Genomic DNA, 26638 nt, shown 5'->3' on the forward strand with positions numbered 1-26638 from the left:
ATATTAATATAATTCGATAAGAATAGAGGTAAACCTTTTAGTCAGAGGATATTAAGATTTATACTGTAGAAAAATGACCTTCTCACAAGTGATTAAAAAAGTGTATAAACAAGGAGAGGAAAATGCATATGATGTTTTACGAAATTGTTTGCTTTTCTTGTAAGAATATATTTCGTGTTTACGAAGGTAGTGAAAAATATAAGCGATTTAAAGAGAAACCAAAAGGGGCATATTGTTGTGATGAGTGTAGCCACAAAATTCAATTAGAAGCGATAAAGAATTTTTTTAGGTAATTAAACTAAAATTCCGGAAATCATAACTTAATTTTTATTTTAGAAGATTTTTTAAGAATAATGTCTAAATATAGAATGTAAATAAAGATGAAGTATACACAAAACAATTCGTTTAATCGATAAGTATATATTATGAAAATTGAGTTATAAAAAAAACGGCAAGCTAGAATTCGCTTGCCGTTTTTTTATAGTTTTGTATGTATTTGTATACCTTTTGCTTTTTCTTTTTCGTTCTTTACGCGTACAATTAAATTATAAGATCCAGATTTTGGTGCTTTAAAAGAAAGTAAACCTTCTTTTTGAGAAGTGACTTCTTCTTCGTAAATGACCTTATCGTCTTTAGTGATTTGTAATAAAATTGTACCCTCTTCAACGGTTGCATCAAAAGGGAATTGTACATTTCCTTGTTCAGTTTTGATCGTTTGTACATCGTAATACCCTTTCAGGGAGCCAATGTTTAAAGTTGTTTCGCCGTTTTTTTGAACCTTGGTGACTTTTACTGCTGTATTACCACATGCGCTTAATAATACAACAAGAGTTAGAATGAGAAATAAACGTAGTAATTTCATAGTGATCCCCTTTTTATCATTATAAAATTTTTCCAATGCGTAAATTAGTTTATCATTTTTTTATAAACAAATATATATATTAAAACTAAAAGTTGTTATTTAGTGATAATCTCTTATATACCATTTGGTTTCTATTAGTCTAAGAAACTTCAGTACATGTTGAATATTCAATTAATAAAATGTTATAGGAGTTAAATATTTTATCTTACTATTAGATTACTTGAATAAAAAGAAAACACCGAAAGTATATATAAAAGCAGGTACTTTCAGTGTTTTCTTTTTTACTATCGTGAATACATTTTCGGACATTCATCACCACTTGGTTCATAAAAACAATGGCTTTTAAACTGTCCTACAAATGGCTGGTTATACCATTCAGGTGAACAAGCTCCAACTGGACGGAAATACCAAAGTGCCCATCGTGCGGGCCAGCGCCATTCACCTTGCAAAACTTTTCGTGCGATTTCTTTTTCTGATTCACGAGCGCGTTGGTAAAAATACCCGTATTGTACTGCTTCGAATCCGCCGGGGCTTTGATATACAGCGTCGCGTACGGTACGGAGTTGTTTGAAATCTAAGCAATCACAAAATACACGGTTTACTACAACGCATCCAACTAACTCCTCACCTTGGCGACCTTCGCCTTCAGCTTCAGCACGAATTAAACGAGCTAGTAAATCAACATCACTTTCGTTGTATGGAATAAGGGGCATAGCAATACCACCTTTCTGTTATAGTAAAGATTGTATGTTATAAAACAATCTGCGTGCTTTTTTACATAAAAATAATATTAACTTTAAGAGGAGCTTGTATAAAAAAAGCTAATTAGTAATAGTAGATAAATATAAAAGGGAGAGGTATTATGTATCGAATTCATAAAGACCATATCATTTACTCAATGTCACCAGATAATCAGCCTTGTATCGAAGTAGAAATAGGGAGTCGTCTTGTATTTGAAACATATGATTGCTTTGAAAATCAAATTGATTCTGAAGATGTTGCGTTTCAAGAATTAGATTGGAACCGAATTAATCCAGCGACTGGTCCAGTATTTATTAATGGTGCAGAACCTGGTGATATATTAGTCGTAACGATTGAAAAAATTAAAATTGCAGAGCAGGGCGTTTTAACTACAGGTGCAAACCTTGGTGTAATGGGGGATGAGTTAAATGAAAATACAGTGAAAATTGTCCCAATACATAACGAACATGTTTTGTTTTCAAGTGAACTACAAATCCCGATTAATCCAATGATTGGTGTTATTGGTACTGCGCCGAAAGAAGAGAGCATTTCATGTGGCACCCCGCATGATCATGGTGGAAATATGGATTGTAAAGAGATAAAAGAAGGGACGACATTGCTATTACCTGTAAATGTTCCTGGTGCTCTATTAGCATTAGGCGATTTACACGCAGCGATGGGGGATGGTGAAATTGGTGTTAGTGGTGTAGAGGTTGCTGGTGAGGTAACTGTAACAGTTCAAATTATAAAAGAAAAGAAATGGCCGTTACCAATGGCTATTCAAAAAGAAAAAATGATGACGATTGCTTCAGAGAAATTGTTAGATGATGCAGCAAGTCGTGCTGTACATAATATGGTGACATTTTTACATGAAGAATTAGCAATGTCTAAAGCTGATGCAACTCTTTTATTATCGGCAGCAGGTAATTTAAAAGTTTGCCAAGTTGTGGACCCGTTGAAAACGGCGCGTATGGAATTAGGGATGGATTATGTGGAGAAACTAGGATTTACTTTTAGTAAATTTCATATTAAATAGATAAGGGACGAAAAAGGATACTTTTGTATAAAAGCATCCTTTTTTTAATTTACGGATTTTGTGAAAAGAGGTAGTATTTATTTTATATAAGTATATTTGAGATTGTGCATTAAAAAGGAGTTCAATAATGGTCAAAATTATGATTGTAGAAGACGATATGAAAATTGCAGAACTATTATCAACATATGTTGCGAAATATGGTTATCAAGGAGTTATTGTATCGGACTTTCAAAATGTATTAGACATTTTTTTAGATGAACAACCAGAGTTAGTTTTATTAGATATTAATTTACCGAGTTTTGATGGTTACTTTTGGTGTCGTCAAATTCGTGGTGTTTCTACATGTCCGATACTATTCATTTCGGCTCGTGAAGGTACGATGGATCAAGTTATGGCGTTAGAAAACGGTGGCGATGATTTTATTCCGAAGCCTTTTCATTATGAAGTTGTAGTGGCGAAAATTCGTAGTCATTTAAGACGTGCATATGGAGATTATGCACCGAAACTAGAAGAGCGAATGATTGAGCAACAAGGCCTTTGTTTATATCCTGAAAGACTTGTATTGAAACTTAGAAACGAAGAGATTGATATAACGAGAAACGAAGCTATTTTATTAGAGACATTAATGAAAAATTATCCGCGTGTTGTGAGTAGGGAAGTGTTGTTAAATAAATTATGGGATAGCGAATCTTATGTTGATGATAATACATTAAGTGTAAATACAACACGTGTGCGTAAAAAGTTACAAACGTTACATATAGAAGGTGCGATTGAAACGATTCGTAGTGTTGGATATAGATTGCATATTACTTGGGATACTGGTATAGAAAAATGATAAGGTTGTTTATACGTGATCATATACCACTTATTTGCTTTACTATAATTCAACTACTAGCTATATTTCTCGTATATTGGTTTGATGGGCATAATCACATTACAACGGCGTTATATGCAATGTTTCTAGGGGTTTTCTTTATGGGAAGTTATTTAGTGTTTCGTTATTTTACACATCGTTCTTTTTATGAGCGCTTAGCAAACCCGATGCAATCTTTGGATGAATCTGTTCAAAAATCTGATTTTGCAGCTGTATCGGCTGCTCTTCAAGAACTAGTTGAGGTGCAATATCGACATTATCAAAATCAGCTGCAAATGCAAGAGAGAAAAAATAATGACCATTTAACCTTTATGAATCAGTGGATCCATCAAATGAAAACACCTTTATCTGTAATAGAATTAATTACACAGGATGAAGTAGATTCACGTTTTGAAAGTATAAATGAGGAAACTGATCGATTAAAAAAGGGATTAGAAATGGCTCTGTATGTCGCACGTTTAGAAGCATTTACACAAGATTTTTATGTAGAAAGAGTACAACTACATAAAATAGTGAATGATTCGGTACATGAGCATAAACGGTTCTTTATCCGGAATTTTGTATATCCAGAGCTTGAAATTGATAAAGGCATTACTGTAGAAAGTGATGTGAAATGGTTACAATTTTTAATTGGGCAAATACTATCGAATGCGATTAAATATTCATCAGGAAGTAGAGAAAAGATTAAAGTGAAAGCTTGTAAGGAAGGTAATACCGTTATACTTGAAATTGCTGATAATGGCGTAGGTATACCGAAGCAAGATTTACCAAGAGTCTTCAAACCTTTCTTTACAGGAGAAAACGGTAGAGGTTTTAAAGAATCAACAGGAATGGGGCTATATCTTGTATATGAAATTACAAAACAATTAGGTCATAGTGTAGAGATTCATTCAGAAGTTGATAAAGGTACGGCAGTACGAGTAATATTTTTTAATGTGTAAAAATTGATCAAGGCTAAAGAACTTTGGAGATAAGTTTTTTAGCCTTGTTTTGTATTTTTTTTTAAGTTTTCATATGAATAAACGATACAAATTAGTAAAAATTAAAGATACGAGCACATGAAATTGTAGAAATGAAAAATAATGGTTTTTGTAGTACAAATAATAATATTTACGCATACAGTATTATCATGGTACAATATGGTTACTAATGACGGAAAGGAATGATGGGTGGACGATGATTAACTAATCTTATTTTTAAATGTTGAAATTCAATAAATTTCAATTTCTAAAAAATAGGATTAGTCTGCCCAATTTCCATAGAACGGTATTGCTATTTATGTTACGTAATAGCTTATTTGGGTGTAAATATTTTAACGACTAATCCTGCCAAATTTATTTGGGAGGATTTTTTTATTCTCCCTTAATGAAAGGGATCGGTATTATGAAAGAACTATTAAAATTAAATGATGTTTATGTTGAAATAAAAGAAAATATGTTGTTAGAGAAAATGAATGTGACAGTAAAACAAGGGGATGTTATCGGATTAATTGGTAAAAACGGTGCTGGTAAATCAACGTTACTTCAATTAATAAATGGAAAGATTGAGCCTTCAAAAGGGATTGTTGAATGGCAGCAAATGAATATGACAACCGCATATGTTGAGCAAGAAATAGAATCTTTTATTAGTAATGATGTAATTGCAAAAGAAGCAGAACTTCTTGCGAAATGGAGCGTGCCAACGAACGATTTTCATACTTTAAGTGGTGGTGAAAAGCTGAAAATTCGATTAGCAAAAGGATTTGCTGAAAATCCTAATGTCTTAATATTAGACGAACCGACAAATCATTTAGATGAGATCAGTACGGGATTTCTCATTAAACAAATAAAAAACATGAAAGGTACAGTTATTGTTGTATCGCATGATCGATATTTTTTAGATGTTGTCGCAACAAAAATATGGTCAATTGAGGACAAAAAATTAATTGAGCATAGTGGTAATTATACGAGCTACATGAAAGCACGTGAGCAAAGAAGGAAGTCGCAGCAGCGTGAATATGAAAAGCAGCAAAAAAAGATAGAACAAGTAGAAACACATATAAAAGAATTGAGTTCATGGTCACAAAAGGCACACGCGCAGTCTACAAAACAAGAAGGTGTGAAAGAATTCTATCGTGTAAAAGCGAAGCGAATGGATGCACAAGTGAAGTCAAAACGAAAACGACTTGAAAAAGAGCTGGAGAAAGCGAAAGTAGAACGTGTGAAAGAAGAGTATTCAGTTGAGTTTTCTATTCAAGCGAACAAAAAAGTAGGAAAACGTTTTTTAGAAGTGAAGCAATTAAAAAAAGACTTTCATGGGAAAGTATTATTTGAAAACGTTAATTTTACAATTCAGCACGGTGAGAAAGTTGCGATTGTTGGACCAAACGGTAGTGGGAAAACAACATTACTGAAGATGATTATGGGAACGGAAACTGCTGAAGGAGAAATATGGATTTCACCTTCAGCAAACATCGGCTATTTAACACAAGAAGTTTTTGATTTACCGCTTGATAAAACACCAGAAAATTTATTTTTTAAAGAGACGTTTGAAGAAAGAGGAAAAGTCCAAAATTTAATGAAACATTTAGGATTCCAAGCGTCTCAATGGAAAGAGCCGATTGAGCATATGAGTATGGGAGAAAGAGTAAAGTGTAAGCTAATGGCTTATATTTTAGATGAAAAAGATGTACTCATTTTAGACGAACCGACGAATCACTTGGATCTACCTTCACGTGAACAACTTGAAAATACATTAGCTGAGTATAACGGAACATTAGTAATTGTATCTCACGATCGATATTTTCTGGAGAAAACAACTAACACAAAACTCGTGTTTTCAAACAATACGATACAAAAGCAGCTAGAAGAACCTACTAAAACAAGAGATGATATTGAAGAGCTACGTTTAACGTTAGAAACAGAGAGACAAGAAGTATTAGGAAAATTAAGCTTTTTAACTTCTAAAGACAAAGAATATAAAGCACTGGATGAACGGTTTATGGAACTTACGAAGCAGATTAAGGAGCTATAACGTAAGTAAGGGGGATTAACATGGGAGAAGAGAGATTCACTAAGTTATTTAAAATAGATTGTAGAGATATATACTTGCAAGAGTTTACTGTCAAAGATGCAGAGAGTATTTATAAAATAGCAAATCAACCGGAAATAGCAAAATTTTTACCAGACTGGAAATCAACGAAAGAACAAAGGGTGGATTGGATTGCAGATTATGAAATACCAGCAAACAAAGCATTTCTTGATGCAGTGAAAACTACGAATAACATAGATAATCATATGTTAAAGCTAGGAATATTTAAGAAAGCTACAAATCAACTCATTGGATGGTGCTGCACAGGTATGAAAGAAGAACTCGCTTCACCAAACAGAGAGATAATGTATGCTATCTCAAATGAATATCAAAATCATGGCCATGCTACAAAAGCGACTAAAGGTTTAATTGACTATTTGTTTAAAGAAACAAATTTAAATGTCCTTAACGCAATTGCTTTAATTAACAATGTAGCATCAAATAAAGTTATTGAAAAATGCGGGTTTATTTATAAGAGCCAACAGAGGATAGAAAATCAAATATATAATCATTATATATTGAGAAAATCTGAGTGGATAAAAATATAACGTTTGGTAGTAAAAGACCGATAGCAATCGGTCTTTTCTCATTTATATAATAAAGATTTATTATACATTATATTTCCTACTACTATACAATTATTATAAGATAGTTATGCGTTAATTTTAGTTTGAAATAATTATGTTGTCAGTTTTTTTAGAAATCTTACAAGCGTGTAAGGTAAATGAAAGATGAATCAATATGAGCTGTAAGATAATTCATTTACACTTTATAGTGAGTAGTGGAAATGAAGGGAGAATATACATGGAAATTTTACAGGCTAAAAGTATTAGTAAAGTATATAAAGGGAAAGTACCTTATAAAGCATTAGTAGATATTGATTTATCAATTCAAGAAGGTGAATTTGTAGGAATTATGGGTCCATCAGGTAGTGGGAAAACAACGTTATTAAATATGGTATCTACTATTGATTCTCCATCATCGGGAGAAATATTTATTAATGGCACAAATCCTTTTCAATTATCATCAGAAGAATTAGCGTTATTCCGCAGAAAACAATTAGGATTTGTTTTTCAATCATTTAATCTTCTTAGCACACTTACTGTAAAAGAAAACATCGTATTGCCGATGACTTTAGATGGTGTTTCCGTGCAAGAAATGAACAAGCGATTGGAAGAGATTGCAGAGAAGTTAAATATTACAGATATATTGAATAAAAGAACGTTTGAAATATCAGGGGGACAAGCTCAAAGAACAGCAATCGCTCGTGCGATCGTTCATAAGCCGCAATTGTTACTTGCAGATGAACCAACAGGGAATTTAGACTCTAAATCTTCAAATGATGTAATGGAGATGCTTGATACTCTAAATAAAGAAGAAAAAGCAACGATGATGTTAGTTACACATGATCCGTATGCAGCGAGCTTTTGCAGCCGAGTAATCTTTATTAAAGATGGTCAACTATATAACGAAATTTATTGTGGTGAAAGTAGGCAAACTTTTTATCAAAAGATTATGGATGTCCTTTCTTTGTTAGGAGGGAAAAGGCATGACTTTTCGTCAGTTCGCATCTAATAATATTTTTCGTAATAAGCGTACATATGCTGCCCATTTTTTAAGTAGTGCATTTTCTATTATGATTTTCTTTACGTATGCTCTTTTATTATTTCATCCTGATTTACAAGGTGAGTTGAAATCGACAAGTGCAACAATAAGTGCATTTGGTACATTGGGATTTTCAGTTTCGCAAGGATTGATTTTTGTATTTTCATTTTTCTTCATTTTATATTCAGTTAGTTCGTTTTTAAAAACGCGTAAGAAAGAATTTGGCGTTTTATTGATGCAAGGTATGTCAATGAGACAGCTTAAGAAATTATTATTAATTGAAAATATGTTGATTGGACTTGGTTCAATTTGTATAGGGATTTTCATTGGACTCATATTTTCTAAACTAGTCTTATTGATAAGTGCAAGTGTATTAATGATTAATAATGGTTTACCTTTTTATATACCAGTGCGGGCTGTATTATTAACAGTTATCACATTTCTTTTCTTGTTTTTAATTGTTTCATTATTTACATTTAAAATGATAAAAGTAACGGAACTTGTGGAACTTATTCGAGCAGAGGAAAAGCCAAAACCTGAACCGAAATCTTCAGTTTTATTATCGCTACTTTCTTTAATTAGTATAGGGTATGGATATTTTTCAGTATTTCGCTTCATACCAAGTACCAATTTTATTACGCTTGGAATAGGTGTGCTCCTAGTAATTATAGGAACGTACTTTTTATATACACAGTGTAGCGTGTATATATTGCGCCTTGCTAAAAGGAGGGACTCTTTCTTTTTAAAGAGAACAAATATATTAACATTTTCTGAATTAATTTACCGTATGAAAGATAATGCAACGATGTTTTTTATAGTATCTATTGTTTCAGCAGTTGCATTTACAGCAATTGGTACAACAGCCGCAATTGGAAATAGGGATTTGGTAAGGATGACAAATCCCTATACATTTTTGTATGGAAGTCTTGAAAATGACAAAGTATTGAATAAAAATCTTTCTATTATAAAAAAGCACCTTTCTGATGCTAATATTCCGTATCGAATGGCTTCATCTTCATATATATACACAGAAAATGGCGTAAATGTAATGAAGTTAAGTGAATACAACGATCTTGCTAAAGCACTAGGTTATCAACAAGAAACAATTGAAAAAGAAGATGAAATTTTATTAATTCCTGGAGTCGTATCACAAAAACAAGAATTTAAAAATGGCGAGTATAAAAAGAATATAGAAGTCATTCAAGGTGACTGGACAAAGACATTTCATGTGAAAAAAGCTGTAGAAAATTTAGTTTTACCACACGATTCTAGAACTATTTATATCGCTGTTCAAGATCAGGTATATGATGGAATGCCTCTTACTAGTGACCCAGTTAATAAAGAAATTCCATATCGTACTTACGGATTTGTTGTAGATGATTGGATAAAAACGAAAGAGATTTCCAATCAATTAAAGAGTATATTCGATAAAGATCTTAGGGACAGAGATTTCTACTTTGAAGCTTTAACATTAAACTTGTTGGAAGCAAAGCAAAAGAATGGTTTATTACTTATGGTAAGTATTTTAGTCGGAATCGTCTTCTTTACATTCGCTGCTAGTTTTATTTATTTCCGATTATATACAGATTTGGATCGCGATCAGCAGCAATATAAAATGATTTCGAAAATGGGATTAAGTAAAGGTGAGTTAAAAAAAGTTGTAACGAGACAGTTATTATTAATGTTCTTTTTACCAATTGTCGTTGCAGTGATTCATACTGTAGTCGCTTATATAGCATTACAGCAATTAGTCGATTTTTCTATCATAAATAGCTCTATCGTTATTTTAATTTCATTTATATGTATACAAGTTTTATATTTCTTTATAACCCGTTGGCGTTATCTGCAAAAGCTTTATAAGGTTATGGAGCAATAGAATTTATTAGCTTGTAAGACTACAATAAAGTATGTAGAAAAATGAACTGTATGATGAAAGGAAACGAGATGAAAAGAACTTTAACTATTTTTATGTTAACGATACTACTATTAATAAGTTTTAGTGCATGTTCTAAAAAGGAGAATCCATTTCCTGCAAACGGTGTATTAATTATTGGAGATGAAAATAATATTTCACCAATTATTAATCGTTATCAGGAAATTACGAAAGAAAATGAAGTATTTTCTGTGAAAAAAGGGGAAGTTGGAAATGGAAATGTCTTAATTTTAAATGAATCTACAGCACAAGCATTGATTAAAGAAAAACTTTTTCGAAAACAAGATAATGGCTCCAATTATATTATAGATACGTTACCGAAATTCCCAAAAGAAGGAGCACTATTATTTACAAGTGAAGCCGATAAGACTATGAAAAGTATTAAAATAGGAGGGGAAGAGATTCCTGTTACATACAATAGTGATGCTTGGATAGGCAACAATCGTAAATATTCAACGGAATGGTATATGATTATAGCAAAAAATAGTGTGTATAAAGAAATAAAGGCAAATGAAATGAAAATGCATCTTCTTCATTTGAAAAAATCTCTAGGTGACGAAAAACCTAAAATGTCAACAGATAATACATTGATTAATGAAAATGTCAAAGTAAAAAAGTTAATTAAAGGTTTGGAAGGAGAAGTATCTTTTCAATTCGTAACGATTGGCGAAAAACCTTAAAAAAGAGTTCGAAGTTGATAAAAATTTCATCAGTTTCGAACTCTTTTTAGTTTATAGACAAATCAATTATTATGCTTTACATTACTTCATTTAATCGAGTTTCGTTTGTTTCCTCAATCCCATTTGAATTTTGAACTGAATTATTTTGGGCTTCTTTTTCTTTACGAGCCTTTTGTAGCATTTCAAGGATGATCCATAAAGGAACACCTTTATCCTTTAACATCTTCCATAAATCTAATTCATTAAATTTATGCTCAGGCTGTTTCATTTCTTTTTCAGATGAACGAATATCAAACTTGATAGGATCATTTACTTTCTTACTTTCAAGTTTACTAGAAGAGATAATATTATGCTCAAGAGTAGATGGAGTTATTTTAGTAGGTTGAGATAATGTATGAATATTTGATCCGATTTGCATGCTTTTTCCTCCTTTTCAAGCAATGAGATTAGTTTTCTTATGATTTTTAAATCTTTTTAACATGAGGAAACTATATCTAATTATAAATCCTAATAAATAGATTTACAAGTTATATTGTAAAAAGTAAATATTTACTTGAATTAATATTTATCAACATTTGTATATGTTTTCTATATATACAACGTATATAAAATACTTTACATTATATTTAAGTTGTTAAATTATTCTGTTAATTTTTTAAAAAGAAAAATGTAAACGTTTTATTAGGGGGAGAAAGTATGGGGAAGTTATTTTTAAAAATATGTTTTTTTGCATTAGTGACCGTATGTTCATTCGCAGCGAAAATATCATACGCTGAAGAGAGGCAGCAAAATAATTATCCTATCATATTGGTGAATGGATTTGCTGGATGGGGTAGAGAAGAAATGCTTGGTGTAAAATATTGGGGTGGTGTTTATGATATACAGGAAGATTTGAAACGAAATGGTTATACGGTACATACCGCAGCTGTTGGACCTGTTTCTAGTAACTGGGATCGTGCATGTGAATTGTATGCACAAATTAGCGGTGGGACAGTAGACTATGGTGCAGTACATGCTGAGAAACATGGACATAATCGTTTTGGCAGAACTTATAGTGGTTTTGCGCCGAATTGGAGTGAAACAAATAAAGTTCATTTAGTTGGACATAGCATGGGTGGACAAACGATTAGAACATTAGTACAGCTATTAAAAGAAGGGAGTTTTGAAGAAAAGAATTATGTGAAAAATCATCCAGACACCAAAATATCACCACTATTTGAAGGCGGAAAATCATATGTTCATAGTGTTACAACATTAGCAACCCCTCACAACGGTACAACACTTGCGGATGGTAGTCTTCTACTGCCGTTTGTTAAAGATTTACTCATTACAGCTGCAAGCTTTGGGGGAAACAATAATTTATCATTATATGATTTTAAATTGGATCAATGGGGTATAAAGAAGAATCCTGGAGAGTCCTTTTTCCAATATAGTAATCGTATTCTAAATAGTTCACTTTGGAAAAATACAAAAGATATAAGTCAATGGGATTTAAGTACAGATGGTGCAAAGGAGTTAAATAATTGGGTAAAGACGCAACCAGATGTGTATTATTTATCCTATAGTGGACATGCATCACAAGCAGCACCTATAACAGGTTTACATTTGCCTCATATAACGATGAATAAAGTGTTAATGGGAAATGCATTTTTCTTAGGTTCTTATGCGAGATATGAAGAAAACCGTCCGCTAGTTGATACTTCTTGGTGGCAAAATGATGGTGTAGTAAATACAAATTCTATGATTGCACCATCTTCTAATGTTACTGTAAATAATAATGAGTCATTACAGATTGGAAAATGGAATCATATCGAAACGAAAGCGAATTGGGACCATCTCGACATGGTAGGGTTAAGTGTTTCAGACTCGTTAGGTTTTTCTAGCATTCAAGAGTTTTATAGAACAATTGCTGAAAAGCTATCACGTTTACCGAAATAGGTAATAATAAAGCGCTCTCGATGGAATTCGAGAGCGCTTTATATTATATTGAAAGAGGGATTTGGTAGAAAAATATGGGGGGATATTATGAAAATTCAAGTTGTATTATCAGGATACGGAACAGTAGGCAGAGAGTTTATAAAATTATTAAATGAAAAATATTCATATATATATGAAACATATGGGATTCAATTAGTTGTAAGTGGCGTATTAGGGAGAAATATTGCAATACATAATGAAGACGGCTTATCACTTCATCATTTATTAATGTATGGTGGCGGTACCGCTGCAATTGAAAAATATTTAGAGTATCATCCGAAGGAACGTGCAACAACTAGCATAAGTGGTACTGTATTGGTAGAATCAACAGTTACAAATCTTAAAGATGGAAATCCAGGGAAACAATATATGAAACAAGCGATTGAGAAACAGATGGATATAGTAGCAATTTCTAAAGGTGCGCTCGTTACAAACTGGAGAGAAATAAATGAAGCAGCAAGAGGCGCAAATGTACGAATTCGATATAGCGGTGCAACAGCCGCTGCACTACCGACACTAGATATCGGACAATTTAGTTTAGCTGGTTGTAGTATTGAAAAAATAGAAGGAATATTAAATGGAACAACTAATTATATTCTTACGAAAATGTATGAGGAAGATATGACATTTGAAGAAGCACTGAAAGAAGCACAAAATAAAGGAATTGCTGAGACAAACCCTATATTAGATATAAGTGGTTCAGATAGTGCGTGTAAATTGTTACTTTTGACAAACCGCTTAATGGAAACAGATAAAACACTTACTGATATACATATAAAAGGAATCGAGCACGTTACAAAACAGCAAATTCGAAATGCTAAGGAACAACATAAAATTATTAAATTAATAGCATCAACATATAAGGATGAGGGTGGCAATATCAATTTAAATGTTGAACCGTGCGAAATAGAAAAAAAACATCCGTTAGCAAAAGTAAATGGAACTGAAAAAGGAATTACGTTCTTTACAGATACGATGGGACAAGTTACTACAATTGGTGGGGCTTCTAATCCAAGAGGCGCTGCAGCTGCAGCTTTAAAAGATGTAATTAACTTATATCGAAAAGATTTGTAAGACCGTACCGCCCTTTATAAAAAATACATATGTCGTGGACCTTTTGAGAATGAAATAAATATGCAAAAATGATTGCAGGGGGGAAGAAATTGTTTAAGGGTTTTAAAGTTGTTAAAGATCGTCCCGTTTATATTCAATTGAAAGATTATTTGAAGAAGATGATTATGAAAGGGCATTTGCTCGGGGATCAAAAAATTCCATCAACAAGAGAACTAAGTGAATTACTAAGCGTGAGTAGAAACACTGTACTCGCTGCTTATGCAGATTTAGAGCAAGAAGGACTCATTTATGCAGTTAAAGGAAAAGGGAACTTTGTTGCGAAGGTGGATATATCTAACACTTCGTCTGTTGAAATAGATTGGAAAAATAAACTTAATACAGTGACCGCATTAGCGGATGAATTAGATTTAATGAAACATGGTGTTCGTTGGGAAAAAGGAATGATTGTTTTTAATAGTATAGCCCCGGATGAGAAGCTATTTGATGTTGAAAATTTCAAAAGAGCTTTTCTTACTCGTATGTCCATTGAAGGGGACATCGTATTGAACTACGGATATGCAAAGGGATATAGACCGTTAATGAATTATTTACTTCATTACATGGAAATGAAAGGTGTAGACATTTCCAATAAAGATATTCTAATTACAAATGGATTTACAGAAGGATTGGATATTGTACTTTCTTCTTTATCAAAAAAATCCGGGCGTGTCATTTGTGAGAATCCAACTCACCACGCTGCACTTAAGCTTTTCCGCTTACATGGACTTGAAGTTCATGGGATTGATATGGATGAGGATGGTATTGATACGAATGAAGTTGAAAAAAGCTTGCGTGAAAAAGATTTTGATTTTGCTTATTTAATTCCTTCTTATCATAATCCAACCGGTATTGTTACGAGTTCAGAGAAAAGAACGGAATTGATGAGGTTATTCTCAAAATACAACGTTCCTATTATAGAGGACGGATTTAATGAAGAACTACGTTATTCAGGTTCACATTTAGCTCCATTATTAACTTTTGCTGGAGCTGGCAATAATGTGATTTATATTAGTAGCTTTTCAAAGGTACTTTTCCCTGGTTTACGTGTAGGCTGGATTATTGCAGATAAAGAGCTGATTCATTATTTAGAAAGCGTAAAAAGAGCAAGAACGATTCACACATCTACGCTAGATCAAGCTGTTCTGTTTCAATATTTACATGAGGGATATTTTGAAAAATATTTAAAAAAGGCAAGATCTGTTTATAAGAAAAAATATGAGTTAGCTGTCGGGGCATGTAACCAGTACATTCATTTCAAAAGAATGACTGGAGATGGTGGCCTTCATTTATTTATAGAGCTAGAAGAGCATATGAATGCCCGCACACTTTTACAAAAGTGTTATGAGAAAGGCGTTACGTTTTCACCTGGAGATGTTTTTTACTCTGATGGAGAAGGAGCGAACACTTTCCGATTAGGGTTTTCGCGCTTGAAAGAAGAAGAAATAGTTCGGGGAATTAAAATAATTGGTGATACATTAAAAAATGAAATTTGGAGTTGAGAAAATGAAAATCGGTGTTATTATGGGCGGGGTATCGTCTGAAAAACAAGTTTCAATTATGACGGGGAATGAAATGATTGCTCATTTAGATAAAAATAAGTATGAAATAGTTCCAATTACATTAAATGAAAAAGTGGATTTAATTGAAAAAGCGAAAGACATTGACTTTGCGTTGCTCGCGTTACACGGAAAATACGGAGAAGATGGGACAGTTCAAGGAACACTGGAGAGTTTAGGGATTCCTTATAGCGGAAGTAATATGTTATCTAGCAGTATATGTATGGATAAAAATATTTCGAAAAAGATTTTACGTTATGAAGGTGTAGAAACACCAGATTGGATTGAACTTACAAAAATGGAGGATCTAAATCTTGATGAGTTAGATAAGTTAGGATTTCCATTAGTAGTAAAACCAAACTCTGGCGGATCGAGTGTCGGAGTGAAAATCGTTTATAATAAAAATGAATTGATCTCAATGCTAGAAACTGTATTCGAATGGGATTCTGAAGTAGTAATTGAGAAGTATATAAAAGGTGATGAAATTACATGTTCAATTCTGGATGGAAAACAGTTACCTATAGTTTCAATTCGACATGCAGCCGAGTTCTTTGACTACAATGCAAAATATGATGATACTAGTACAGTTGAGGAAGTTATTGAACTTCCAGCAGAAATTAATGAACGTGTAAATAAAGCGTCACTTGCTTGTTATAAAGCATTAAAATGTAGTGTTTATGCAAGAGTTGATATGATGGTGAAGGACGGAATTCCATATGTAATGGAAATTAATACATTACCAGGGATGACACAATCAAGTTTATTGCCAAAAAGTGCAGAAGCAGCGGGAATTAGTTATAGCAAACTATTAGATATGATTATTGAAACATCATTAAAAGTTAGAAAAGAAGAAGGGTTTTAAGGGAATCATATAACGAATTCTTTTGATAGTTTCACGAAGTATGCTATGATGAATACATTATAAAAACAAAATATTTATCCACTAGGGGGGCCTTTTATAGGCTGAGATCAAATGTGATTTTGAGACTCTTAGTACCTGATCTGGTTAATGCCAGCGTAGGGAAGTGGGAAAGACGTTGCTATTTAATGAGTAAATAAATACTGTCAATTTCACTTTCTTTACGCCTGTAAAGAAAGTTTTTTTATTTTACAGCTTTAATAATTGTGGATAAATACTTATATTTTATACATTATTGGAGGGATTTAAATGACTTTTTCACAATCATTACGTAAAGAAGTAGATTCAATTTGGGAAGCGAGTTTTAACCATCCCTTTGTAAAAAAACTTGGTGAAGGAACGTTAGATTTAGCTAGTTTTCGCTATTATGTGCTTCAAGATTCATATTATTTGAGTCATTTTGCTAGAGTGCAAACTTTAGGAGCTGCAAAAGCTCTTGAATTAGAGACGACAGCTCGTATGGCACACCATGCTCAAAATACATATGAGGCCGAGTTATCTTTACATGAGAATTTTGCTAAAAAGCTAGGGATAATAAAAGAAGAAAAAGATAATTTTATTCCTGCGCCAACTGCATATGCGTATACTTCACATATGTATCGTGCTGCCTATGAAGGACATTTAGGAGATATCATTGCAGCAATTTTACCTTGTTATTGGTTGTATTATGAAATTGGCGAACGCTTAAAAGAGTGTCAGCCGGAAGAGCCAATTTATAACGAATGGATTTCTGCTTATGGATCTGATTGGTTCCGTACGCTAGTTGAAGAACAAATTACACGTTTAGATACTATCGCTGAAAAAGTAACAGAGGCAGACCGTAAGCGTATGAAACAGCATTTTATTATTAGCAGTCAATATGAATATTCATTTTGGGAAATGGCTTATATATTAGAAAAGTGGCCAGTGGATACAGACGTAAAAGACGTAATTGGATAAAGAATAGAAGTAATGTTATAGATAGGTATGGATCATACCTATCTATATATTTTTTCTTGTTAAATTTGCGTAAAGTCATTAGTGCTACGGATATGGCGAAATAGAATATCGATAAGTTAGCTCATTTAATTGTCTACGAATTAACTGGATAAAATTCTGTCACACTTATTTTACAATCAAAGAACGTAAAGATTGGTGGTATGAAGTTAAATAAGAAAAGAAACCGGCTCTGTTAATTGTAACGGATTTACTTTTTCTTTACGGGAATTTCTAAATCATCATGGAATGCTGTTCATACAATATGCAAATATGCATATTGTATCTTTTTGAGTTCTTTATGTGTTAAAATTAAATATAGGGATATGGAAATATAAAGAAGCAAAAGCAGGAATATCCAATGAATTTTGAGAGGTGTTATATGTTTACAAATAAGAAATTAATTCGATTTGGTTTATCTTTGTTTGTGTTTTTAGGGATAATTAATTTTACAATAAGCTATTTCCAAACATATCTTGAAACAGCAGCAGATATCAAATGGGTAATTCCAGAAATTTGGAAAACTATTTTGCTAGATGTTCCTCAAGGTATACTTGTCCTTTTAGGCGCAATTGCTTTATATGATTTCACAAAAGAGGCATCACAAAAAGACGCATCAATCTAAGTGTGTCTTTTTTGATTAGCAATTTCATAGAGAGCTTTGCTGGAGAAATAGAAAAAAAAGCCCTAATCAGGGCTTTTTTTTGTAGAAATTTCTTAACCATCATAGAAACCGGTTACTAGGAGGTGTTGGCATTTATAGTACAGAAAAATCTAAGCGGCAGACGGAAATATATAGGAAATGGCACCATAATTATTGAGAAATTAATTGAACTTAGTAAGTATAAAGATATGAAACTAGAATTTATATTTTTTAATTTTTATTTATCCCACCAATCGGGCTGTCCGTAAAAGCCCGATTGGTGAGGACTAATTAAAGTTTCACTTTATCAATTAAAAAACATTAGTTTTATATATGTACGTGCCAACAAAGAATATAGCCATTATTAATGGATATATTCAATCATTCAAGTGAAAGAGTAACAATAAGATATATAGGTGTAATCAAGATGTGATGGATAAAGCAATGACTAGATTTAAAATTTAATCATTGCTTTTTTTATGGTTTTACTATCAAATATCTGTCTAGATTAGCGATTGATTTCTTCTAGCTAATGAATTTATTACAACTTTGTAAGGTTAATGTAATGTTAATCGATAGTAAATGAAGATGCTTGAGTGTAATTTAAATAAGATTAAAAAGTACTGTTTATCTATAAAATAATTGGGTAAATAATATGTAATTAGGAAGTGTATGAATATGATTGAACTAAAATCTATTATCCATTCGTATAAACTAAAGAGAAAAATAGCTAAAGATTTATACGGAAAAAGAGATGAATTGACACTATTATTAAATGAATTTAATAATATGAAATGTACAGTAACATCTGAAAAGAAGAAAAACAATATATTATCTCGTTTGCAACTAATTTATCAAAATATGAAATTAGATAAGCAGTACCCTCTAGCAGTTGCTTTTGATAGTAAATTATTGGAGCGGTTAGAAAAAGAATCTCTACATACTATTGAGGATGGTGTAACATGTCTTCATTTAATGTTAGATATGAATTATGAGAAAATAAAACAATATGGGTCGAGTACAAGTAGGTCATTTGTTCCATTATCGCAGTCTTCTATTTGTCTTGCTGATTGTATTTGTTTAACAGGATTTGTAGTAGGTTTACTAGGAGCAATTTCATTTGGAGGATTCATGTTATCTATATGTTCAATTACATAAAGGTTAATATTTGTAAAAAGGGCACCGATTTAAGGTGTTCTTTTTTGTTTTTCTGTAAAGTTATTGTAAATGATAAGTACAATACATCACATAAAATGTATAATTTAAATGTATTGAAATATAAATATACAGAGGTGTTGTAAATGATAATTACTTTAAATTTTTAAAAGAGTTGTTTTGATAAAATTTTATTTATATAAACAGTTTTTACTTTTCTTTTAAATACTTGGTTTGAATGGATTAGATTAAGTAACTATTGTTCTAGCATTTTGATAATCAAGACAACTACAGAAAGGAAGGAATCATTTTATGAAAAAATTAAGGCTGTTAACATTTGAAAATATAGTAGAACCCCTTTTAAATGAAGAGGTATCATTTATATACTTTCCTATTGAATGGCTTGACATCGTAGAGATACATTATAAGACGTTTTTATTAACGAGTAAGTTGAAACGTTTAAATGAAAGATTGTATGATATGTTTTCCGATATATTGTTTATTCAGCATAATCCGTACGTATTAAATGAAAATACACCATGGATTGTATCGAAAGAACCTATTAAACAAGAGCAGCTCGATTATATTTTTCAAAGTTGGTATGAGATTATTCATGATTGGAAGCCAAATAGATTAGTAGAGCCACCAAAATATGAATGGCAATCCGATTTGATTTCTAATTTGCCAGTACTACATGATAATGAAACGTATTCTAAGTGGGTGCCCGCTTTAATCTCACATATTTTTTGTGAGCGCCCTATATATTTAGAAAATACAAATGAAGAAGAAATCTATTTTTCTCCTCTTAGATCACAAAATATTTGTGAGGCGATGTCAGGACCGATAAAAGATGAAAAAACAGAAGATTTTTTCTCCTATGTATATCGATTCGAATGCATAACCCGCGGTGGTGAGAACGCTCCATTATTAAATATTTCAATAGGGATCCGGAGATTTTATCAAGAATATAAGATGATAGGTCAAACAAACCCTGATATGACAACGTTTGTTTGACTTTTTTGATAAAATGCAAACATTTTGCAAACATAGGTTATCCAAAGATACTTTTACCGAAGTTTTTTACAGCTTCTTCTTGCATATTCGGTAGAACATGAGAATAGACACTTAATGTCATTGAAATATCTGTATGACCTAATCGCTCACTGATGATTTTAGGGTTAACTCCTTGTTTCAATAGTAGAGTTGCGTGTGTATGTCTTAAATCATGGAATTTAATTTCTTTTATACCTACTTTGTGTGTCATCCTAATGAAACTTTTTCTGAAATGTGCTCTTTTTATTATTCTTCCAAACTCATTACAATTTATTAAATCTTGATCTAGATAAGCAGAACCAAACCTTAATTTCTCTTTATTGATTAAAATTTTATGTTTTTTTAAGGCTGCTATTGTTTCATTAGGTACAGGAATTGTACGTTTTGATGAATTTGTTTTTGCGGTTTTTTTGATTTTATTGTCATGACCAGATGTTTGATTTATTGTAACAGTATGTTTTTCAAAATCAATGTCCTGCCATCGTAACCCTAGAACTTCTCCCAGACGCATACCTGTAGTTATTGCAAGTAGATACCCAATGTGATATCGTGATTCTTGTGAATGAACTAAAAACTTTTTTACTTCTTCCTCTGTCCAAGTCTGGATAGGGGTTTTTTCTTTTTTAGGTATCTCAGCAAAATCTGCTGGATTTCGAGAAATAATATTTTGTTTTACGGCTAGGTTTAAAGCGCTCTTTAAAATTCTATGCATAAGCAGAATAGAATTGTTTGCAATCCCTTTATCTAACGCAGTCTTATAACATTTTTGAATGTGTATAACATTTAATTTATGGAGCGCGACCATTCCTATACTAGGTATAACATGTTGGTTGATAAATGCCCTATAGCCAGCAAAGGTACTCTTTTCTATGCTCATACTTTTAATTTCTAGCCAATGATTTAGATAATCCTTTAACGTAACTTTAGATGGTTCTATAAAAGTTCCTTCATTCAACTCTGTAATCTTCTTTGCCACATCGGCCTGTGCTTCTTTTTTTGTCTTATATCCAGAAAACCACTTCTGTCTTCTTTTTCCTGTCTCTGGATCAGGACCGATATCAATAACGATGCAATATTTATTTCCTCTTTTTCGAATATGTCCTTTCACTTAAAACACTCCTTCATTTTGTTTTGAATCATGTTGTATAAGTCTAGTTGTAATTTTGCTGCTATGAAAATTACATGCTTGGACATATCAGCGATGGGTATATTTTACCATATTTAGATTGTTATTAAGGGATAAATGTGGCCGCTTTTTTTGCTGTATTCATGGAAATAAAATTAAAAGCGTTTGATAAATAGCTACAATAGTACATGTGATGTGGTTGTTAAAATACTAGCTAACTATTATATATTATATTAAGTTTAATGAGTGGAAGAGATATTGTTATCATCCAATATAAAAGAATACTTTGTTATATTAATTATTAAACTTTCTCAATAATTTTCAGATTAGCAAATAAATAAAATTCCTAATTTTTGTGATATTATGAAAATAACTAAAAAATGGACATAAAAAAGACCCATGACTGTGTAAGTGGTGCTGCAACACCCCTACACCGTCTCCCTAACCACAGTAGGGAAAACAACTGTCATAAGTCTTCGTACATTAGTATAACACACAACTTAGATATAATGACACGTTTCTCTGTAAATGTAAAAACTAGGGATGACGTGTCTTTTGTCCATAAGGAGGACAAAGATTGTGCAAGTTTTATTGGATTTTAAAGATATGCAAGAAAGTCTAAAATTATCCGGTTATACAAATAGGAAGTTAGCGATACGTTTTAAAGTAACACATACAACTGTAAATAGTTATTTTAATAAAAAGGGTAAATTTGATTTTATACACTTTGTAGATGCACTTAGGTTATATAAGCCTAAAGATATTAAGTTTAGAAGAAACTGCATCAAAGAGTGCATACCAACACTTTCACACAAAAATTTAAAATTGGCATTAGAAGTGTTAGATATGTTTGGAGAATATGAACTTCAAGATATGATTATGGAACAGATAAATAAATTTAAGAGCAACCAAACAGAGACCGAAAAAGAAATGAAAAAAGGTATTTCGAAAACAGTACGAATAAACTTAAACTTGGTTCCTTTATACCAAACATTGCGAGAAAGAAGTGAAAATACGATTACACCTAAGGTGTTCTTTGAGAAAGTTGATAAAATGAGAAAAAATCAAAAATATATTGATAATGAACTTGTAATAATGTTGATTCTAAACACAATATATTCTTTTTTTGATTTAGGTAATTACAAGATGGTGAATGAATATATTCAACAATTATTACCTGATATTATAAAAATTAAATGTCGCTCTTTAAGAGATTCATTTTTGTTAAGAATAAAAGAAATGGAGATTTTTGTGAATCTTCATGAAAATAAGTTAAGAGAATCTCGTCAACAATGTTTTGATATAATAAACGACGAGACAAATTGTTATGTCAGTACTAAGGCGGTAGCGTATTGTAAAATTGGAGAAAGTTATGTTTTCTCCGATTATCAGAAAGCTAAAGAGTATATGGAAAAGTCACTAAAAGTTATTGGTAATCCACCTAATAAGAAACTAGAATTAAGGAGAGAAAAAGTACTTAATACACTTTTGTTTTTAAGGATATACCATAAGAGAGATTTACATACTATTAACTTTGATGATTTAGATGAAGCCGAGAGAGCCTTTTTATATGTAAGGTTAGGCGAGAATGAAAAAGCAATTAGAATTTTACAGACCTTAAAAAGTAACAACGGTTATCTTAGTAGTTTTCAATTGTATTATATGGGGCTCGCGGTTGGAGGCAAAGAAGGGAAAAGATACTTAGAACTATCCCTTGAAAGTTTTTCTAAATCAGGTGATTTCTTCTATATGTTTCTACCAAAAGAAGCATTGAAATGTTATAATTAAACTATATATAAAAGGTGGTGAAGCACTTGAAAAATAAGTTTGTAAAAGTAGTGTTATCTATTGTAGTTTTAGCTTGTTTTTCTATCACAACTTTTCAAGTGACAGAAAAAGATAAAGTACAAAGCGCTAAAGAACAAAAAACAATTCTATACATGATTGATCCAGGTCCCGGGGGCGGATAATTATATAAATACAAGAAATGACACTATCTATTAGATAGTGTCATTTCTGCTTTAAAGGGAATGGAAACATTTTGACTGGAACGACAAAAACTTTCCACTTTTAGAAAGTCCACGTATAAATAACAGGATGCAAGGGGGAACTAGTAGTGACAAAAGAAGAAATTGTAATGCTATTCTTAGATACAGTAAAGGAATGCGCTCCTGAAAAATTAGAGGAATATATTGCAGAGATTAAAAAAAATAGCCTATCCTAATTCGAGAGGCTATTTTTCCATTTTCTTATGATGTTTATTCAGAGCTTGAGCGATAGCTAACATCTGGTCTAATGCCATATCTTCTTTATCTTTTGGAAGAGGTTCTAGCCATGCCATAATTTCTTTGAATTTCTCGTATTTATTATCATCCTTGTTTGCTTCGTTATTTTCTCCATATAAGTAGTTCACAGGAACGGCAAATCTTTTCGCTATTTTTTCTATTGTCTCACGACTCGGGAAGGCTTTTCCATTTTCGAATTTTGAAACGGTACCCTTAGTAAGATCTACTTCTTTACCAAATTGTTCTTGGCTCATTTTATGTTCTAAACGAATTTGTTTTATTCTATCTTTCATATCCATAAAAAAACTCCCCTTATTAAGACTTTTCCATAATCCTATTAAGTTTATTATAAAGTTTCCTGACAAGAAACGTAAAGAATAAAAAAGTTTCCTATTCTGAAATTTTTTATAAAAAACACTTGAAGTTTCACGTAATGAAACATATAATAAACTTGTAAGCATCAGAAGGGAGTGATCAGATGCAAACCGATACACCTAAAACAGAACTTCAAAAAGCATTTGAAGAATCTGGACTTAAATATCATGAACTAGCTAAAAAGGTAGGGATATCGAAGTCATACTGCTATAAAATAATCAATTGGAATTTAAGGGTTTACTATGATGTAGCAGTTAATATATCTAAAGTATTGGGAAAGGAAATAACTATATTATTTAAGGAACAAGAAAAAAATTTTAAACAATGAGTTTCATTGTATGAAACTTATTTAAAAGGAGTGAAAGAAAATGGGTTTAGAACAATTTATTAAAGAATCTATTCGTGAAATTGTAAGAGAGGAAATCAGATCAGCAATAGCTGACTTACAACAACAATCACAACCAAATAAGGTTATGCGAGTGAAAGAAGCCGCAGCTTATCTCAACATTGCGGTTTGCAGAATGTATGAATTAGCAAATCACCCTAGATTTCCAGTAATAAGAGAAGGGCGTAAACTACTTTTTCTGCAAAAGGATTTAGAAGCTTGGCTTGAGGCACAAAAGGAGGTGATTTAGTGGAAAATACAACATCATTAGTTATATTCGCAATGTTTATCGCATGTAGTGCATGGTTGCTTTACATTACTTACGAACCAATAAAACAATGGGCTTGGAGTGACGTAGAACAAAATAAAAAGACCCACGGCAATGGGTCCTTTTCTAAAAAATAAGTTGTTCTAAGTATATCACGGAAAGTAGGGAAATAGTACATGGATTTAATCGAATATCAAGTGCTATTACCTAATAAGTTTTGGGACTTAGCAAAAAGAAAAGATGAATTAAAACAGATGATACAGCAATATTTCAGTGTTTGTTATCCGCATTATAGAATTCAAAGAATTATCAAAAGCGGACAAGCATATATTGCAATTTGTACTAGGAGGTAAAAAGATGGCGATATTTAGACAAGTACACACTTCATTTTGGAATGATGTGAAAGTGCAAGAAGATTTCACACCAGAAGATAAGTACTTTTTCTTATATTTATTAACTAATCCACAAACTAAACAAATTGGTGTGTATCAAATAACAAAAAAACAAATGGCTTTTGAAACAGGTTATTCACATGAAACTATAAAGGCTTTGATGCAACGTTTCGAAGACTATCACAAGATAATAAAATACGATAATGAAACCAGAGAATTAGTCATTTTTAATTGGGGAAAATACAACCTAAAAAAAGCTGGAAAACCAGTTGAAGATTTAATTAAGAAAGAATTAAAAGAAGTGAAAAATATATCTTTGTTGATTCCAATCTGCAAACATATAGAGCAAAAGTCCATAAAGAAACTAATTGAAACGTTTATTCACGACTCGTATAACGATACGTTAACGAACCGTGGCACGACTGGGGGACAAGAAGAAGAACAAGAAAAAGAACAAGAACAAGAAATAGAAAAAGAAGAAAAAGAAGAAAAAGAAGAAAAAGAAGAAAAAGAAGAAAAAGAAGAAAAAGAAGGACATTTAGTAGTAGAAAATCTCGCAATCGATTTTTATATGAAAAATTTCGGACACATCTCTCCATTCATGGGAGAAGAAATTAATCAGTGGATAGATGAACTTAATCAATCGTTAGTAGTGGAAGCAATGAAAATCACTTTAGAAAACAATAAACGTAATTGGTCTTATACAAAAGGAATTTTAAAAGATTGGCATCAACAAGGCTTTAAAACAATTCAAGATGTAGAAGTAGCACAAGCATCATTTCGAAGACAACAACAAAGTAAAAAACGTACTGGTAAAGGTTATGCTAATCGAACTGAAGTTGTACCAGATTGGTTACATCAACAGAAAGAAATTAAACCAGTGCAACAACAACCACAGCAAGCTTCAAACGAGGATCTCGAGGATAATAAGAAACGTTTGGATGAGATTCTAAATAAATATAAAAATACTAAAGGGGAGTAAGGTATGAAAAACATAGGTGTTGCAAGAAAAGTGGAAGAGCTAGGTCGTGTAGTAATTCCAGTAGAGTTACGCAGAACTTTAGGGATTGTCGAAGGTACGGCACTAGATTTTCATGTTGAGGGTGAAAACATTGTTCTAAGAAAATATGAAAAGTCATGCTTTGTAACGGGTGAAGTTTCTGAAACCAACATAGAGTTGCTAGATGGGCGAATGTTTTTAAGCAAGGAAGGGGCAATTGAATTACTGGATCTTATTCAGAAGAGTGGGATGGCACATGCCTAAGCAACTAAACATTTTTGATGTAGAGCCAGCAATTTGTGAGTTTGATGTAATGAAGGCAAATGTGAAGAGAGGAGCTGGACGCACTACATACGCTGATGTACGGGTCCAAGTTCCAAAGAATGCAAAGGGTACGGATGAATTACCACGCACAACTAAACAAGATGATCGTTATGACATCTTTGAACAATATGTAATGGCAATATGGAGATTCCAAAGGGCTGTAGATAAGTTTTTCAATTGGGATACAGCTGAAGAATTGTGTAAGGCAGCAAGGGATAAAAAAGAAATAATTCCGGTAAGGGTTTATTTAGGAAGTGGCTTTAAACCTAATGTTGTTGAGTACATGAGGTAG

General features: G+C 32.0%; 30 protein-coding genes, 1 pseudogene and 1 riboswitch. Of the genes and pseudogenes, 26 read left to right on the plus strand and 5 right to left on the minus strand.

Features of this window, described 5'->3' with window-relative positions:
• Positions 1-122: 122 nt before the first annotated feature.
• On the plus strand, positions 123-293 hold the full coding sequence (locus AXW78_RS32195; RefSeq protein WP_000551042.1) for a DUF2197 domain-containing protein: 171 nt from the start codon (positions 123-125) through the stop codon (positions 291-293).
• 185 nt (positions 294-478) lie between these two features.
• Here the strand turns inward: AXW78_RS32195 and AXW78_RS12380 are convergent, their stop codons facing one another.
• Together AXW78_RS12380 and AXW78_RS12385 are read right to left on the minus strand one after the other, a co-directional pair.
• Entirely contained in the window at positions 479-862 is a 384-nt protein-coding gene (locus tag AXW78_RS12380) for a BA_1872 family lipoprotein (protein ID WP_061884197.1), read from the minus strand.
• 284 nt (positions 863-1146) lie between these two features.
• Complete coding sequence (locus AXW78_RS12385) at positions 1147-1575, minus strand: cell wall hydrolase (protein ID WP_001128399.1); 429 nt, start codon at positions 1573-1575, stop codon at positions 1147-1149.
• Between the two features lie 149 nt (positions 1576-1724).
• Here AXW78_RS12385 and AXW78_RS12390 point away from each other — a divergent pair, with 149 nt between their 5' ends.
• The 8 genes from AXW78_RS12390 to AXW78_RS12425 all read left to right on the plus strand — a co-directional run bounded on the left by AXW78_RS12390 (position 1725) and on the right by AXW78_RS12425 (position 10800).
• Positions 1725-2639, plus strand: coding sequence for an acetamidase/formamidase family protein (locus AXW78_RS12390; protein WP_000285656.1), 915 nt, complete (start codon positions 1725-1727; stop codon positions 2637-2639).
• A 127-nt stretch (positions 2640-2766) separates the two neighbouring features.
• Complete coding sequence (locus AXW78_RS12395; protein WP_000239007.1) at positions 2767-3474, plus strand: response regulator transcription factor; 708 nt, start codon at positions 2767-2769, stop codon at positions 3472-3474.
• A complete protein-coding gene (locus tag AXW78_RS12400; RefSeq protein WP_002164031.1) occupies positions 3471-4454 on the plus strand; it encodes a sensor histidine kinase in 984 nt (327 codons plus the stop codon). Before AXW78_RS12395 ends, AXW78_RS12400 begins: the two co-directional genes overlap by 4 nt.
• 442 nt (positions 4455-4896) lie before the next feature.
• Positions 4897-6525: a ribosomal protection-like ABC-F family protein gene (gene abc-f, locus AXW78_RS12405; protein WP_061884846.1), complete on the plus strand. Its 1629-nt coding sequence runs from the start codon at positions 4897-4899 to the stop codon at positions 6523-6525.
• A 20-nt stretch (positions 6526-6545) separates the two neighbouring features.
• Positions 6546-7130: a GNAT family N-acetyltransferase gene (locus tag AXW78_RS12410; RefSeq protein ID WP_000503534.1), complete on the plus strand. Its 585-nt coding sequence runs from the start codon at positions 6546-6548 to the stop codon at positions 7128-7130.
• 256 nt (positions 7131-7386) lie between these two features.
• Positions 7387-8157, plus strand: coding sequence for an ABC transporter ATP-binding protein (locus AXW78_RS12415; RefSeq protein WP_000404440.1), 771 nt, complete (start codon positions 7387-7389; stop codon positions 8155-8157).
• The gene (locus tag AXW78_RS12420) at positions 8132-10063 is read left to right on the plus strand and encodes an ABC transporter permease (RefSeq protein ID WP_061884198.1); all 1932 of its coding nucleotides are present in this window, start codon (positions 8132-8134) and stop codon (positions 10061-10063) included. The genes AXW78_RS12415 and AXW78_RS12420 overlap by 26 nt, the downstream gene beginning before the upstream one ends.
• 50 nt (positions 10064-10113) lie before the next feature.
• Positions 10114-10800: a lipoprotein BA_5634 family protein gene (locus AXW78_RS12425; RefSeq protein ID WP_000975421.1), complete on the plus strand. Its 687-nt coding sequence runs from the start codon at positions 10114-10116 to the stop codon at positions 10798-10800.
• A gap of 76 nt (positions 10801-10876) precedes the next feature.
• Here AXW78_RS12425 and AXW78_RS12430 read toward each other — a convergent pair whose 3' ends face one another.
• Positions 10877-11218 (minus strand): DUF3914 domain-containing protein, encoded by a 342-nt coding sequence (locus tag AXW78_RS12430; RefSeq protein WP_001165512.1) that lies wholly within the window; start codon positions 11216-11218, stop codon positions 10877-10879.
• Between the two features lie 278 nt (positions 11219-11496).
• Between AXW78_RS12430 and AXW78_RS12435 the strand changes: the two genes are divergently transcribed.
• From AXW78_RS12435 to AXW78_RS12470, 9 genes and pseudogenes are all read left to right on the plus strand, one after another.
• Positions 11497-12738, plus strand: a complete 1242-nt coding sequence (locus tag AXW78_RS12435; RefSeq protein ID WP_061884199.1) for an esterase/lipase family protein — start codon at positions 11497-11499, stop codon at positions 12736-12738.
• Between the two features lie 87 nt (positions 12739-12825).
• Positions 12826-13851 carry a homoserine dehydrogenase gene (locus tag AXW78_RS12440; RefSeq protein ID WP_000701765.1) on the plus strand — a complete coding sequence of 342 codons (1026 nt, stop codon included), beginning with the start codon at positions 12826-12828 and terminating at the stop codon, positions 13849-13851.
• Positions 13852-13940: 89 nt separating this feature from the next.
• Positions 13941-15389, plus strand: a complete 1449-nt coding sequence (locus tag AXW78_RS12445) for a MocR-like pyridoxine biosynthesis transcription factor PdxR (RefSeq protein WP_061884200.1) — start codon at positions 13941-13943, stop codon at positions 15387-15389.
• A 4-nt stretch (positions 15390-15393) separates the two neighbouring features.
• A complete protein-coding gene (locus AXW78_RS12450; protein ID WP_001999863.1) occupies positions 15394-16308 on the plus strand; it encodes a D-alanine--D-alanine ligase in 915 nt (304 codons plus the stop codon).
• 73 nt (positions 16309-16381) lie between these two features.
• Positions 16382-16487, plus strand: a riboswitch (TPP riboswitch).
• A gap of 127 nt (positions 16488-16614) precedes the next feature.
• A complete protein-coding gene (gene tenA, locus AXW78_RS12455) occupies positions 16615-17304 on the plus strand; it encodes a thiaminase II (RefSeq protein ID WP_061884201.1) in 690 nt (229 codons plus the stop codon).
• Positions 17305-17701: 397 nt separating this feature from the next.
• Positions 17702-17965 carry a DUF3937 domain-containing protein gene (locus tag AXW78_RS12460; protein WP_002082716.1) on the plus strand — a complete coding sequence of 88 codons (264 nt, stop codon included), beginning with the start codon at positions 17702-17704 and terminating at the stop codon, positions 17963-17965.
• Between the two features lie 351 nt (positions 17966-18316).
• A pseudogene (locus tag AXW78_RS33835) lies at positions 18317-18448 on the plus strand (site-specific integrase); the annotation flags it as partial.
• A 207-nt stretch (positions 18449-18655) separates the two neighbouring features.
• Positions 18656-19141, plus strand: a complete 486-nt coding sequence (locus tag AXW78_RS12465; protein WP_002164034.1) for a hypothetical protein — start codon at positions 18656-18658, stop codon at positions 19139-19141.
• 309 nt (positions 19142-19450) lie between these two features.
• A complete protein-coding gene (locus AXW78_RS12470) occupies positions 19451-20152 on the plus strand; it encodes a pPIWI_RE module domain-containing protein (RefSeq protein WP_061884202.1) in 702 nt (233 codons plus the stop codon).
• 37 nt (positions 20153-20189) lie between these two features.
• Here AXW78_RS12470 and AXW78_RS12475 read toward each other — a convergent pair whose 3' ends face one another.
• A complete protein-coding gene (locus AXW78_RS12475; RefSeq protein WP_061884203.1) occupies positions 20190-21299 on the minus strand; it encodes a site-specific integrase in 1110 nt (369 codons plus the stop codon).
• 597 nt (positions 21300-21896) lie between these two features.
• On the opposite strand from AXW78_RS12475, the gene AXW78_RS12480 reads away from it, so the two are divergent.
• Together AXW78_RS12480 and AXW78_RS34390 are read left to right on the plus strand one after the other, a co-directional pair.
• Positions 21897-23105 (plus strand): AimR family lysis-lysogeny pheromone receptor, encoded by a 1209-nt coding sequence (locus tag AXW78_RS12480; RefSeq protein WP_061884204.1) that lies wholly within the window; start codon positions 21897-21899, stop codon positions 23103-23105.
• Positions 23106-23131: 26 nt separating this feature from the next.
• Positions 23132-23287 carry a hypothetical protein gene (locus AXW78_RS34390; protein ID WP_165375022.1) on the plus strand — a complete coding sequence of 52 codons (156 nt, stop codon included), beginning with the start codon at positions 23132-23134 and terminating at the stop codon, positions 23285-23287.
• A gap of 263 nt (positions 23288-23550) precedes the next feature.
• On the opposite strand, the gene AXW78_RS12490 is transcribed toward AXW78_RS34390, so the two are convergent.
• Complete coding sequence (locus AXW78_RS12490; RefSeq protein WP_061884206.1) at positions 23551-23901, minus strand: helix-turn-helix domain-containing protein; 351 nt, start codon at positions 23899-23901, stop codon at positions 23551-23553.
• A 179-nt stretch (positions 23902-24080) separates the two neighbouring features.
• On the opposite strand from AXW78_RS12490, the gene AXW78_RS12495 reads away from it, so the two are divergent.
• From AXW78_RS12495 to AXW78_RS12515, 6 genes are all read left to right on the plus strand, one after another.
• Entirely contained in the window at positions 24081-24305 is a 225-nt protein-coding gene (locus AXW78_RS12495) for a helix-turn-helix domain-containing protein (protein ID WP_061884207.1), read from the plus strand.
• Positions 24306-24345: 40 nt separating this feature from the next.
• Positions 24346-24612, plus strand: coding sequence for a helix-turn-helix domain-containing protein (locus AXW78_RS12500; RefSeq protein ID WP_000522182.1), 267 nt, complete (start codon positions 24346-24348; stop codon positions 24610-24612).
• On the plus strand, positions 24612-24767 hold the full coding sequence (locus AXW78_RS34395; protein WP_081113949.1) for a hypothetical protein: 156 nt from the start codon (positions 24612-24614) through the stop codon (positions 24765-24767). Before AXW78_RS12500 ends, AXW78_RS34395 begins: the two co-directional genes overlap by 1 nt.
• A gap of 220 nt (positions 24768-24987) precedes the next feature.
• Positions 24988-26004 (plus strand): DnaD domain-containing protein, encoded by a 1017-nt coding sequence (locus AXW78_RS12505; RefSeq protein ID WP_061884208.1) that lies wholly within the window; start codon positions 24988-24990, stop codon positions 26002-26004.
• A 3-nt stretch (positions 26005-26007) separates the two neighbouring features.
• Positions 26008-26286 carry an AbrB/MazE/SpoVT family DNA-binding domain-containing protein gene (locus tag AXW78_RS12510; protein WP_061884209.1) on the plus strand — a complete coding sequence of 93 codons (279 nt, stop codon included), beginning with the start codon at positions 26008-26010 and terminating at the stop codon, positions 26284-26286.
• Positions 26279-26638: a hypothetical protein gene (locus AXW78_RS12515; protein ID WP_061884210.1), complete on the plus strand. Its 360-nt coding sequence runs from the start codon at positions 26279-26281 to the stop codon at positions 26636-26638. The genes AXW78_RS12510 and AXW78_RS12515 overlap by 8 nt, the downstream gene beginning before the upstream one ends.

It is taken from the genome of Bacillus thuringiensis (assembly GCF_001595725.1).
Classification (GTDB): domain Bacteria; phylum Bacillota; class Bacilli; order Bacillales; family Bacillaceae_G; genus Bacillus_A; species Bacillus_A thuringiensis_K.

Coding starts and splice junctions, on each gene's coding strand:
- AXW78_RS12395 (WP_000239007.1), top strand. CDS start 2,767: ATGGTCAAAATTATGATTGTAGAAGACGATATGAAAATTGCAGAACTA.
- AXW78_RS12410 (WP_000503534.1), top strand. CDS start 6,546: ATGGGAGAAGAGAGATTCACTAAGTTATTTAAAATAGATTGTAGAGAT.
- AXW78_RS12415 (WP_000404440.1), top strand. CDS start 7,387: ATGGAAATTTTACAGGCTAAAAGTATTAGTAAAGTATATAAAGGGAAA.
- AXW78_RS12510 (WP_061884209.1), top strand. CDS start 26,008: ATGAAAAACATAGGTGTTGCAAGAAAAGTGGAAGAGCTAGGTCGTGTA.
- AXW78_RS12430 (WP_001165512.1), bottom strand. CDS start 11,218: ATGCAAATCGGATCAAATATTCATACATTATCTCAACCTACTAAAATA.
- tenA (WP_061884201.1), top strand. CDS start 16,615: ATGACTTTTTCACAATCATTACGTAAAGAAGTAGATTCAATTTGGGAA.
- AXW78_RS12465 (WP_002164034.1), top strand. CDS start 18,656: ATGAATATGATTGAACTAAAATCTATTATCCATTCGTATAAACTAAAG.
- AXW78_RS12515 (WP_061884210.1), top strand. CDS start 26,279: ATGCCTAAGCAACTAAACATTTTTGATGTAGAGCCAGCAATTTGTGAG.
- AXW78_RS12495 (WP_061884207.1), top strand. CDS start 24,081: ATGCAAACCGATACACCTAAAACAGAACTTCAAAAAGCATTTGAAGAA.
- AXW78_RS12470 (WP_061884202.1), top strand. CDS start 19,451: ATGAAAAAATTAAGGCTGTTAACATTTGAAAATATAGTAGAACCCCTT.
- AXW78_RS32195 (WP_000551042.1), top strand. CDS start 123: ATGCATATGATGTTTTACGAAATTGTTTGCTTTTCTTGTAAGAATATA.
- AXW78_RS12490 (WP_061884206.1), bottom strand. CDS start 23,901: ATGGATATGAAAGATAGAATAAAACAAATTCGTTTAGAACATAAAATG.
- AXW78_RS12425 (WP_000975421.1), top strand. CDS start 10,114: ATGATGAAAGGAAACGAGATGAAAAGAACTTTAACTATTTTTATGTTA.
- AXW78_RS12380 (WP_061884197.1), bottom strand. CDS start 862: ATGAAATTACTACGTTTATTTCTCATTCTAACTCTTGTTGTATTATTA.
- AXW78_RS12390 (WP_000285656.1), top strand. CDS start 1,725: ATGTATCGAATTCATAAAGACCATATCATTTACTCAATGTCACCAGAT.
- AXW78_RS12435 (WP_061884199.1), top strand. CDS start 11,497: ATGGGGAAGTTATTTTTAAAAATATGTTTTTTTGCATTAGTGACCGTA.
- AXW78_RS12385 (WP_001128399.1), bottom strand. CDS start 1,575: ATGCCCCTTATTCCATACAACGAAAGTGATGTTGATTTACTAGCTCGT.
- AXW78_RS12450 (WP_001999863.1), top strand. CDS start 15,394: ATGAAAATCGGTGTTATTATGGGCGGGGTATCGTCTGAAAAACAAGTT.
- AXW78_RS12500 (WP_000522182.1), top strand. CDS start 24,346: ATGGGTTTAGAACAATTTATTAAAGAATCTATTCGTGAAATTGTAAGA.
- abc-f (WP_061884846.1), top strand. CDS start 4,897: ATGAAAGAACTATTAAAATTAAATGATGTTTATGTTGAAATAAAAGAA.
- AXW78_RS12400 (WP_002164031.1), top strand. CDS start 3,471: ATGATAAGGTTGTTTATACGTGATCATATACCACTTATTTGCTTTACT.
- AXW78_RS12505 (WP_061884208.1), top strand. CDS start 24,988: ATGGCGATATTTAGACAAGTACACACTTCATTTTGGAATGATGTGAAA.
- AXW78_RS12420 (WP_061884198.1), top strand. CDS start 8,132: ATGACTTTTCGTCAGTTCGCATCTAATAATATTTTTCGTAATAAGCGT.
- AXW78_RS12440 (WP_000701765.1), top strand. CDS start 12,826: ATGAAAATTCAAGTTGTATTATCAGGATACGGAACAGTAGGCAGAGAG.
- AXW78_RS12460 (WP_002082716.1), top strand. CDS start 17,702: ATGAATTTTGAGAGGTGTTATATGTTTACAAATAAGAAATTAATTCGA.